Annotated in this window: 8 protein-coding genes and 1 pseudogene; 5 read left to right on the top strand and 4 right to left on the bottom strand. The window is 38.3% G+C overall.

The genetic code is table 11. The features are described 5' to 3' along the window. Positions 1 to 282: 282 nt before the first annotated feature. Together MW688_RS16285 and MW688_RS16280 are read left to right on the top strand one after the other, a co-directional pair. On the top strand, positions 283 to 654 hold the full coding sequence (locus tag MW688_RS16285; protein WP_486737064.1) for a hypothetical protein: 372 nt from the start codon (positions 283 to 285) through the stop codon (positions 652 to 654). 1 nt (position 655) lies between these two features. After that, complete coding sequence (locus tag MW688_RS16280) at positions 656 to 1,213, top strand: type 1 glutamine amidotransferase domain-containing protein (RefSeq protein WP_486737063.1); 558 nt, start codon at positions 656 to 658, stop codon at positions 1,211 to 1,213. Positions 1,214 to 1,453: 240 nt separating this feature from the next. On the opposite strand, the pseudogene MW688_RS16275 reads toward MW688_RS16280, so the two are convergent. The 4 genes and pseudogenes from MW688_RS16275 to MW688_RS16260 form a co-directional block, all read right to left on the bottom strand. Continuing rightward, positions 1,454 to 1,672 (bottom strand): annotated as a pseudogene (locus MW688_RS16275) (Uma2 family endonuclease); the annotation flags it as partial. 112 nt (positions 1,673 to 1,784) lie between these two features. After that, positions 1,785 to 2,480 (bottom strand): Uma2 family endonuclease, encoded by a 696-nt coding sequence (locus tag MW688_RS16270; RefSeq protein ID WP_486737065.1) that lies wholly within the window; start codon positions 2,478 to 2,480, stop codon positions 1,785 to 1,787. Positions 2,481 to 2,817: 337 nt separating this feature from the next. After that, on the bottom strand, positions 2,818 to 4,728 hold the full coding sequence (mnmG, locus tag MW688_RS16265; protein WP_486737062.1) for a tRNA uridine-5-carboxymethylaminomethyl(34) synthesis enzyme MnmG: 1,911 nt from the start codon (positions 4,726 to 4,728) through the stop codon (positions 2,818 to 2,820). 18 nt (positions 4,729 to 4,746) lie between these two features. After that, on the bottom strand, positions 4,747 to 5,931 hold the full coding sequence (locus tag MW688_RS16260; RefSeq protein WP_486737061.1) for an HhoA/HhoB/HtrA family serine endopeptidase: 1,185 nt from the start codon (positions 5,929 to 5,931) through the stop codon (positions 4,747 to 4,749). A gap of 75 nt (positions 5,932 to 6,006) precedes the next feature. Here MW688_RS16260 and MW688_RS16255 point away from each other — a divergent pair, with 75 nt between their 5' ends. The 3 genes from MW688_RS16255 to MW688_RS16245 all read left to right on the top strand — a co-directional run bounded on the left by MW688_RS16255 (position 6,007) and on the right by MW688_RS16245 (position 9,740). Then, positions 6,007 to 7,320 carry a MurT ligase domain-containing protein gene (locus tag MW688_RS16255; RefSeq protein ID WP_486737060.1) on the top strand — a complete coding sequence of 438 codons (1,314 nt, stop codon included), beginning with the start codon at positions 6,007 to 6,009 and terminating at the stop codon, positions 7,318 to 7,320. 83 nt (positions 7,321 to 7,403) lie between these two features. Next, positions 7,404 to 7,655, top strand: coding sequence for a hypothetical protein (locus tag MW688_RS16250; RefSeq protein WP_486737059.1), 252 nt, complete (start codon positions 7,404 to 7,406; stop codon positions 7,653 to 7,655). Between the two features lie 648 nt (positions 7,656 to 8,303). Then, on the top strand, positions 8,304 to 9,740 hold the full coding sequence (locus MW688_RS16245) for an NB-ARC domain-containing protein (RefSeq protein ID WP_486737058.1): 1,437 nt from the start codon (positions 8,304 to 8,306) through the stop codon (positions 9,738 to 9,740). Positions 9,741 to 10,286: the final 546 nt, after the last annotated feature.

Here is a 10,286-nt window from a genome sequence, read left to right as displayed (position 1 = left end):
CTCTCCCTCTCTCCCCCTCTCCCTCTCTCCCCCTCTCCCTCTCTCCCCCTCTCCCCTTTCAATCCCTCTAAAGAAATAAAATATATTTATATAAAAACCTTCAAAATCATTCCTTTGTAGGAAACCAAAAAGGCAAGAATTTGGCTAAATTGTAACTTATATAGCATTACCTATTAGGTTTAATAAAAAGTTGTCAACTATCACTGAGATTAGATTGAGTGACTTAGTTTGTATCCCAATCCTAAAAGCTATATATAAGCAAAATAATCAAAAAAGTAGCCAATGAATTCAATAACAAAAATATTCACAACTTGTGTTTTAGCCATAGTAGTAACATTAACTGGAGTGTTTGGAAACTACTCTGCTAAAGCAGTAGAAGTATCTCCTCTGTTAGCTCTTAGTAACAAAAACGCAACAAGTTATCCCACAGATGATAGTCAAATCGAAGGACTACTTTACTCTGATTCAGATGAAGTAGAATCATTGAAAAATGTTGACGATCTTATTAGTCCCAAAACTCAAAGAGAAGTATTAGACCCGACGCGCATTCCCGCAGCTAAGCAACCAATCATTGATCGCAGCGATCCTGATAATAAAATATTAGAAAAAATTAAGCAAAGCTTCGATGACGCTGGGGAATTTATAGGTAATTAACATGAATAAAAAAGAATTAGAAAATATCAAGATAGCTATTTTAGTAGCTGATGGTTTTGAACAAGTAGAAATGACTAAACCACGCCAAGCTTTTGATGATGCAGGTGCTAAAACTAAGATAGTTTCCCCCGCAGGAGAAACAGTCAAAGGCTGGCATCATTACGATAAGGGAGATGACTTTTCTGTTGATGTATCTCTAGAGACAGCTAAGGCTGAAGATTATGATGCCTTACTACTTCCAGGAGGCACAGTAAATCCAGACCAACTGCGAGTAAATCAGAAAGCGGTTAACTTTATCAAAGCTTTCTTTGATGCAGGGAAACCAGTAGCGGCTATTTGTCATGGTCCTTGGTCTTTAATCGAAGTAGAGGCTGTCAAAGGACGAAAAGTGACATCTTGGCCTTCTCTGAAAACTGACCTGTTAAATGCCCAAGCCAATTGGGTAGATGAAGAAATGGTAGTAGATGGTAACTTGATTACTAGTCGCAATCCCGATGATATACCCGCTTTTATTAATGGGGCGATCGCTCTTTTCTCTAGTCAAAAAGCCACTGCATAGTTGTAATTCTCCCCTTCCCTTGGTTGGGGAATTATTTTTCTTGAACTCATATCTTGCACTCAAATACAAAAGTACAGAAATTGACCAACAGGCGAGAGGGGGGAGCTCACAAGGGTAGGTTTTTAACATTTCGGTGAGGACGGGACAAGCTCAGATCTTGCATCTTTACCTAATATTACTTGTTGTGGTTGAGTAATAAGTAATTTAACTTATTACTTTAATACTTCATTACTCATTACTCATTTCAGGTGCTACTCTTGTCTTGTTATCTCCTTCTACAGGATACCAAAGTAAATCGCCTGCTACAAATACCTGGTCATCTTCAGCAAATAACCAATCTAAGTTAGTTTTGATTTTCGTAATCCAACTGAACTGAATCGTATTGTCTGCCATCGGTTGACCATCGCTATCAGGATAAATTATTTCAGGTTTGGTAATATTTTCTGGTTGAGAAATCATGATTAAAATTAAATTAAGTTTGCTTTGTTGCCACAGAAGTCGCCATCACACCAGAAAAACCAAAGGGCGATCGCACAATCAGCTCATCTCTGGTTATATATTTATAATTTAATTAAATCTCATCCGGGTTTATCCCTAATTCTTTTAACTTTGCGGCTAATTTATCGGCTTTTAATTTTTCTAGTTGTGCTTTTTCAGCCTCCTGTTCTGCTCGTTGGCGCTCTTGAATCGCCTTGTTTCGTTCTTCAGTAAAATCAGAAAACAGGTCCCCATTGGGATGATATAGCAATAAATCAGATTCAGCTATTTGAAAGCGAATATTTAAGCGAGGACTTACCCATTCATTCATCTCTTCAATAGGTTCTAAGCCTCCATTTTGTCGCCATAACCCTGTCACTTCATTATTATCAGGGTTATATATATAGTATTCTTCTACTCCATGACGTTCATAAAACAGAAGCTTTCTACTCATTTCCCTTTGCCTATTTCCTGGAGATAGTATTTCAAAGACTACTTGGGGTGCAATATTTTCTTCTTGCCACTGTTTATAGGAACCACGGTCTCCCTTCGGTCTTCCGAAGGCCACCATCACATCAGGTGCTACTCTTTTTTTGTTATCTCCTTCTAGGGGATACCAAAGTAAATCCCCTGCTACAAATACCAGGTCATCCTCAGCAAATAACCAATCTAAGTTAGTTTTGATTTTCGTAATCCAACTGAACTGAATCGTATTGTCTGCCATCGGTTGACCATCGCTATCAGGATAAATTATTTCAGGTTTGGTAATATTTTCTGGTTGAGAAATCATGATTAACATTAAACGGATTTGATCTGATTCTATTTTAATCACTTTACCGAAAGTTATTGGTGACAAGAGAATACGCCAATCATTTTCCCAGTATTTATATTAAAATTTTGGATTCAAACAGTTTTTATGGTGCAAGGTATGTCACTGTATTTAGCCCCGTCTGCTTTTTGGACTAAAGTCCAACTACGAACCTAGTTGATACATTATTTTCTGCGACAAAATCGGCAAAAGCACTGATACACAAGTTGAGGTTTTTGTCAAGTTTTATATTAAGAAAGATGTTGATAAAGCATAGCTTTAACAAGGAGGGCTATTTAGGTGCGATCGCCGAATTACTCTAGGCCAAATCCGTTACTAATCTTTTGTTAACTTCTAGATATACAAGTAAAGCATTAATATCGGCGGGATTTACACCCCCTATTCGGGAGGCTTGACCAATAGTCAAGGGTTTAACCTTAGTTAATTTTTCTCTTGCTTCCATTGATAGAGTTTCTATAGCCATATAGTTAATATCTGGAGCTAGAGGGCGATTAGTAGCACGGCTAATTTGTTCTATTTGGTGTTCTTGGCGTTTAATATACCCTGCGTATTTAATATCTACCTCAGCCCCATGTTTTTCCTCAGAAGATAAACTGGAGTTACCTAGACCATATTTGTCTAAATCCAAGTAATGAAAACCTGGACGACGCAACAACTCTGCTAAAGTAATTGAGCCTTTTATTTTTTGTTTAGTTGCCTCGACAATTTCTGTAGCTATGGGGTCTTGAGCTTTGATTCTGGTAGAGTGTAGTCTTTCTTTTTCCCCGAGAATCTGAGCTTGTTTTTCTGTAAACAATTGCCAACGGCGATCGCCAATCAAGCCTATGTCTCTGCCTAGGGGGGTGAGACGTTGGTCTGCATTATCAGATCTCAATACCAGACGATATTCTGAGCGTGAAGTTAACATCCGATAGGGTTCTCGCAAATCTTTAGTACACAGGTCATCGATCAGAGTCCCTATATAACTTTGTTCTCGGGGTAAAATCAGCATTTCTTCCCCTTTTGCATAGCGTACAGCATTTATCCCTGCTAGGAGACCTTGGGCTGCTGCTTCCTCATAACCTGTAGTCCCGTTTAGTTGTCCTGCGGAAAATAGTCCTTCAATTTTTTTCGTCATCAAGGTTGGGTAACATTGGGTAGCTGGCAGGTAGTCGTATTCTACTGCGTAGGCAGGACGCAACATGACACATTTTTCTAAGCCTGGCAATGTGTGTAGCATAGCTAGTTGCACTTTTTCTGGTAGTCCTGTTGAGAATCCCTGTATATACAATTCAGGAATTTCTCTCCCCTCTGGTTCTATAAAAATTTGATGAGACTCTTTGTCAGCGAAGCGAACAATTTTATCTTCGATACTAGGACAATAGCGAGGACCTACTGAGTCAATCCAACCGCCATATATTGGGGAGAGATGGAGGTTATCCCGAATCAGTTTATGAGTTTCTGGGGTAGTACGAGTTAAATAACAATTCATTTGTTCCCGAGGTTTGTGTACCTCCGGGTCAAAGCTAAACCAGCGCAACTCCTCATCAGGGGGCTGCACTTCCATTTTACTATAATCTACAGAGCGCTTATCCACTCGTGCTGGTGTGCCTGTTTTGAGCCTTCCGGTTTCAAAACCCAAACGATTGAGAGTTTCTGTTAAACCTACTGCGGCGAATTCGCCTGCTCTCCCCGCCGGCATAGTTTTAGAACCGATCCAAATCTGACCTCCTAAAAACGTCCCAGTGGTGAGAATTACTGCTTTAGCGGCAAAACAACTACCGAAGTAAGTTTCTACGCCAATTACCTCATCATTTTTGCCTAAAATCAAATCAGTGGCCATACCTTCTCTAATTGTCAAATTTTCTTGATTTTCGACAATTTCTTTCATCACTGCGGCATATTCTCGCTTGTCTGTTTGTGCCCTTAGGGCCCAAACTGCGGGACCTCTAGAGGAGTTTAACAGACGTTTTTGTAGATAGGTACGATCTGCCATTTTGCCGATTTCTCCCCCTAGGGCATCGACTTCGTGAGTTAACTGAGATTTAGCTGGTCCTCCCACGGCTGGGTTACAGGGTTGCCAAGCTATCTTATCTAAATTGAGAGTTAACATCAGAGTCCGACAGCCTAGGCGGGCACTGGCTAAAGCTGCTTCACAGCCTGAGTGTCCGCCGCCAATTACAATAATCTCAAATGAGTCTTGAAATTCCACTGGTCTGTTAATAGTCATTTAAAGTATTTCTTGGATTTATTCTTGAGGGAAGGAGCCTGGGATTACGCTTAGAGTTTTAAGTATTCCATCTCGTTTTACATCCACTAGTAATTCTTCACCAATACTGCTATCTTCTACTTCTTCTTGTACTTCTGTAGCCGTTGCTATTGGTTCTCCCCCTACTGTTTTTAGTATATCACCTGCTTCAAATCCTGCTTGGTCTGCGGGAGAATTTGGCATTACTTGAATAATAATTACTCCTGTTTCTCCGGTTAAATCTACTCCTGTTTCTGCTTTAATGGAGGGGATAGTCTCGGGATTTATGGTAATCATTTGAATACCTAAGTAGGGATGCTGGGCTTCTCCAAAAGTATATAGTTCATCAGCAATTTTTTGTACTGTTTCTACAGGAATGGCAAAGCCTAAACCTTGAGCATTGGCACGAATTGCTGTATTCATTCCAATTACTTCTCCTTGGGCATTGAGTAAAGGTCCTCCTGAGTTACCCGGGTTAATCGCTGCATCAGTTTGGATGAATCTTACCCTTTTTCCTGGTATTCCTACTTCGGCGCTGGATCTTTCTAAGGCACTGACAATTCCTACTGTTACTGTGTTGTCTAAACCTAGGGGATTACCAATAGCGATCGCCCATTCTCCTGGAATCAGGTCATGTGATTTTCCTAATTGTACTGTTTGTAAGTTATTTGCATCTATTTTTACAATGGCGATATCCGTTAAGGAATCTGTGCCAATTACTTCTCCTACGTATATCTTTCCATCTTTTAGGGTTACAGTTACTTTGTCTGCCCCATCTACTACGTGAGCGTTGGTAATAATTACTCCATCATCGCTCAAGATAAATCCTGATCCTGTCCCTTTTTCTAAGGCTCTTTCTTCATTGGGTAGCTCATTCCCATTACCAAAAAAGCGTCGAAAAGGCTCTAGGGGAGTTCCTAACCCTTGGGATACGGTGCGCGATGAGTCAATTCTTACTACTGATGGGCCTACTTTTTGTACTGCTTGAGCGATAAAATTTAACTCTTCTGGATCTTTTGCTGGTATGGGTATATTGGAGTAACTAGTTACTCTTGTGGGGATTAATTCGGGTTGTTGTTGTGTAATCGACTGAGAATTGTTTAAATAAGAATGACCTATAAAACCTATGGCGCTGCCGAATACCAATAAGCTTGTGTATACACTTAGTTTTTTTAATACTTTCATTCTAGATCCTTGACAACTTAATGGTTCTTCTTTCTTTTTAACATATTCCTTATAAGAAATAATTAAACTAGTTTTATGTTCAACTCTCTGGGTTTATTTTTTGCTCTCACCTTAGCTAAATTGATTAGTTATCTTGTCCCTAAATTAGGGCTAGGCGCTGCTACTGTTTTGCCTGGCGCCATCGCTCTTCGTTTACAACCACATTTATTAACTTTATTATCTCAACAAGTTAGTTGTGGCCTGATTCTCGTCTGTGGCACTAATGGTAAAACTACTACTTCTTTACTTTTACGTACCATTTTATTAAAACAGGGTTTTCGAGTTGTTCACAATGCTTCTGGTGCCAATTTAATTAATGGTTTAGTTACTGCCCTTTTACTTGAAACTAATTGGCTTGGTCAGCTTCGCGCTGATTATGCCATTTTAGAGGTAGATGAGAATATTTTGCCTTTGATTGTAGTTGATTGCCAACCTACTTTTATTTTAGCTCTCAATTTATTCCGTGACCAATTGGATCGTTATGGCGAAGTTGATACTATTACCCAACGTTGGTTACAGGCTATTAATCTTACTGATACCACCATCATTTTAAATGGCGATGATCCTAGTTTAGCTTATTTAGGACAACAACTTTCTTCTCCCGTTATCTTTTTTGGTTTAAATGAAACTAATTTATATTTAGATAGTCTTCCCTATGCTACTGATTCTACTTATTGTCCTCGCTGTGGTCATGAGTTAAATTATCATGGGGTTTATTTATCTCATCTTGGTGATTTTAACTGTCCTAATTGTCATTTTAGTAAGCCTAGTTTAGCTATTAATAGTCAAGATTGGAACCAAATTCTTACTGGTGTTTATAATAAGTATAATACTATTGCTGCTGTTTCTGTTGCTTTACAATTGGGAATAAATGAAGCTGTAATTAATTCTGCAATTAGAGAATTTAAAGCGGCATTTGGTCGCGCTGAAGAATTAATTATTAGTGATAAAAAAGTTAAAATTTTACTTTCTAAAAATCCCGTGGGCATGAATGAAACTTTGCGAGTAGTACAACAAGAAAGTACTAAAAACCCTGTTGTTACTCTTATAGTATTAAATGATCGCACTCCCGATGGGACCGATGTATCTTGGATTTGGGATGTAGATACAGAGCAACTAACTCAACTACCTGGTACTATTATAGTAAGTGGCGATCGCGTCTATGATTTAGCTTTGCGCATTGAATATAGCACGGCTCAAACGACTAATTTAATTATTCATGAAAATCTTGTTGAAGCAGTTAAATTCGCCCTCGAAGTTACCGCCGTCGGAGAAACTTTATATATTCTCCCCACCTATTCAGCTATGCTAGAAGTAAGACAAATACTTACAGGAAAAAGTATTCTCTAGAGAGATTTTAGCTAATCAATTAAACTGTTAGTATTGAGAAAATTAATTAGGTTAGTTTTAAAAATTGGAGAGATAGTTTATTTATGAAATTCTTAACATCCCTCCCTCGATGGTCTGTATGGGGATTAGTGTTACCTTTGATTCTTCTCAATGGTTGGAGTTTACTATTACTGCTAGATTATTTCCGGGGAATCGTAACTATTTTTGTGGTAGCAATGTTACTGAGTTTTGTGTTGAGCTATCCAGTTGCCCTATTACAAAAGATGAAGTTTCCCAGAATAGGTGCTATAGTGTTAGTATTATTTTTAGCGATCGCACTTCTAGGGGTGCAATAAACTTACTCAAAATTGTCAGCGAAAGCGGAGAGCGCCTTAGAGGCTGTTTTTTGGCTAAATTAGTACAAAAGTACTCGTGCTTTGATCTCAGCTTAACTCAGATCTCGTTGAGTCTTGAAGTCTTGAAGTAAAAGAATTGATCCTAACCACTTTAAACATGAAAAGCCCCCCGAGTTTGCGGGGGGTTGGGGGGATCTGTAAATATAAATATTGTTAACACTACAACGCTCATTGCTATACAAGTAAGACAGGGCAATTAATTCAGATCAAGACATCTATCAAAAACTTAAATTCTTGCCCTGTCTCAGTTTTTGAAGATTTAGCATAGTTCACTTGGTATAACCATAAATTTGAGGCTAGTCTATTTTCTATTTCTAAGCTAAGATTCACTTAAATTATATCAAATTGATTAAAAAATGCTAAAAATATAGAAGCAGATTAGATCCCCCCAACCCCCCTTGCTAAGGGGGTCTCAAGGTGGCTTGTCATCACCTCGTTTTTAGCATTTATTTTTCTATTTTATATTAGATATTCTTAAAAACCTCGTATCCGGTGAAAACCTATTGCCTATCGCCTATTATAAGAGAAATTATATTAAAAAAATACCACAACATAAAACAAGAACTATATTAATTTATAAAAGTAATTATGGATAGCTTAGAAATCTTAGGAAAGCTAGAAAAATTAACTCCAACTCAGTTTAACCGTATTATATTTTTATTAAAAGTACCTGCACATATTTTACCGCATCAAAACGTATCTCAAACAGAGAGAGCGATCGCTTTATTAAACTTAGCTGAATCATCTCAACCAAGAGGGATTAGTTTAGAAAAGATAGAGGAAGCTTTAAAAACAGAGGGATTAGACTCAATACAACCACAGATAACAGATAACTTACCCAAAAGTGGTGTAATTAAATTTGTTGGTAGAGAGGAAGCCTGGTCAGAATTATATAGTAAGTTACAAACTACAGATAGAATCGCCCTGACTACCCTAACAGGTATGGGAGGTATTGGTAAAACAGAATTAGCCCTACAATACGCCCTAGCCGCTAGAGAAAAGAAACTCAAGAATACTTATAATGGGGGAATTTGTTGGGTGAATGTGGCCGATATAGGGAATGTGGGTATACAGATACTTAACTTCGCTAAAAACTCTCTAAAAATTCCTATTCCCGACGAAGGAGAAGAAAAAGAAAGAGTTCAACTATGTTGGCGTATTTGGCAACCAGGAGACACCCTGATTATTTTTGATGATGTGCGCGATTATGACCAGATTTATGACTTCTTGCCTCCTCAACAGAATCGTTTCAAAGTAATTATCACCACAAGACAGCAAATACTAGCGAATAATCTTCAAGTAGTAGCTTTAAAAGTTTTAAAAGAAGAAGCAGCATTAGAGTTAATTAAATCTTTTATTGGTGGAGATAGAGTTAATAATGAACTAGAAGCAGCTAAAGCCCTCTGTAAAGACCTCGGTTACTTACCCCTAGGAATAGAATTAGTAGCTACATTTCTCAAACGGCGAAATCGGTGGTCTATAGAAAAAATGCGCCAGCGTTTAAAAGAAGAACAATTGAGCGCTAAATTCCTAGAGGAAACTACTAGAGAAATGACCGCCACCAAAGGAGTAAAAGCAGCCTTTGAGATTACTTGGGCAGAATTACCAGAAACAGCTCAAAACTTAGCTATGTATATGAGTTTGTTTGCCTTAGCACCTATTCCAGATAATTTGATTCAAGGAATCAGTGAAATAGAAGATGAAGATGAATTAGAAGAAATAGTAGAAGATTATTTAGTTAACTTCAGTTTACTCAAAGATGCAGGAGAATCTAGCTATGAAATCCACACTCTAATTCGTCAATATTTAAGAGCTAAATTAGACCCATCCCAATTAGCTGTCACTGCTAAGGAAAGGTATTGTGAGTTAATGGTAAGTTTGGCACAAAATATCCCTGAGACCTTAACTCAATCACAGATACAAGAAATTAGTCCTTTTATTCCTCATCTGGAAATAGCAGCAGAAGAACTAAATCAACACTTAGAAGATGAGAATTTAATTTCGCCTTATGTGGGAGTAACATAACAGGTTTGCGATTCCACTTGGTACATTAATATCAGTATCTTAACTACATTTATAGTTTAGTTTGTAGGTTGGGTTGAGGAACGAAACCCAACATTCAATTATACTAACAGCAAAGCACCAGTACAATTGGGTAAAGAGGCAAGATTTGAGTTAACCCAACCTACCGGGAGTGCGATCGCCTTTATTCCCTGGTGCGCTATGACTTAAAGTGTGAAATTTTAATGTATCTATTGGACTAAAGTCCAACTACGAACCTACCGGGAGTGCGATCGCCTTTGGGATACCTTACTCGGTGCGCATTACTTCTTTTACTCCTTACTCAACTATAGGCGATCGCCTTTGGGATACTTTCACTTGGTGGGCAAAAGACAACTAAATATTTGTTCATCAATTGGATTTGGTGCGTTACGCGCTCCGCACGCTTCACACCCTACTGGTCTATTCCCGTATTCTCACATCACTTGCACCTGTAGTAGGGGCGCAAGGCTTGCGCCCTAAATAAGCTCATACTTGCGCCCTAAATAAGCTCATACTTGCGCCCTAAAT

This window comes from Johannesbaptistia floridana (assembly GCF_057440575.1).
This window is presented reverse-complemented; position numbering and strand designations above follow the sequence as displayed.

Coding starts and splice junctions, on each gene's coding strand:
- MW688_RS16285 (WP_486737064.1), top strand. CDS start 283: ATGAATTCAATAACAAAAATATTCACAACTTGTGTTTTAGCCATAGTA.
- MW688_RS16280 (WP_486737063.1), top strand. CDS start 656: ATGAATAAAAAAGAATTAGAAAATATCAAGATAGCTATTTTAGTAGCT.
- MW688_RS16270 (WP_486737065.1), bottom strand. CDS start 2,480: ATGATTTCTCAACCAGAAAATATTACCAAACCTGAAATAATTTATCCT.
- mnmG (WP_486737062.1), bottom strand. CDS start 4,728: ATGACTATTAACAGACCAGTGGAATTTCAAGACTCATTTGAGATTATT.
- MW688_RS16260 (WP_486737061.1), bottom strand. CDS start 5,931: ATGAAAGTATTAAAAAAACTAAGTGTATACACAAGCTTATTGGTATTC.
- MW688_RS16255 (WP_486737060.1), top strand. CDS start 6,007: ATGTTCAACTCTCTGGGTTTATTTTTTGCTCTCACCTTAGCTAAATTG.
- MW688_RS16250 (WP_486737059.1), top strand. CDS start 7,404: ATGAAATTCTTAACATCCCTCCCTCGATGGTCTGTATGGGGATTAGTG.
- MW688_RS16245 (WP_486737058.1), top strand. CDS start 8,304: ATGGATAGCTTAGAAATCTTAGGAAAGCTAGAAAAATTAACTCCAACT.